The organism is Mesorhizobium sp. M6A.T.Cr.TU.014.01.1.1, assembly GCF_004022765.1.
Taxonomy (GTDB): Bacteria; Pseudomonadota; Alphaproteobacteria; order Rhizobiales; family Rhizobiaceae; genus Mesorhizobium; species Mesorhizobium mediterraneum.
Genome location: NZ_RZPG01000115.1, coordinates 1 through 429, shown reverse-complemented (window position 1 = coordinate 429; position 429 = coordinate 1). Strand labels below are relative to the sequence as shown.

Genomic DNA, 429 nt, shown 5'->3' with positions numbered 1-429 from the left:
GTCGCCTATGGCGGCAACTTCTACGCCATCGTCGAACCACAGAAGAACGATCGCGACATGGCCGATTATTCGGCGGGCGACTTCATCGCCTGGAGCCCGGTGGTGCGCCAGCGGCTCAACGAGAAATATTCCTTCGTCCATCCCGAGAACCCGGGCATCAACCGGCTGTCGCACATGCTGTGGACCGGTGCGCCGACGGTGGATGGCGCGGATGCCCGCAATGCCGTGTTCTACGGCGACAAGGCGATCGACCGCTCGCCCTGCGGCACCGGCACCTCGGCGCGCATGGCGCAGCTTCATGCCAAGGGCAAACTCAAGGCCGGCGACAGCTTCGTCCATGAATCGATCATCGGTTCGCTGTTCAAGGGCAAGGTCGAAAAGGATGTCACCGTCGCCGGCAAGCCGGCCATCATTCCCTCTATCGGCGGC

Annotated in this window: 1 protein-coding gene; it reads left to right on the top strand. The window is 63.2% G+C overall.

The features are described 5' to 3' along the window. Nucleotides 1–429 (top strand): proline racemase family protein (locus tag EN885_RS33205; protein WP_206616885.1); only part of this gene is annotated, 429 nt, incomplete at both ends.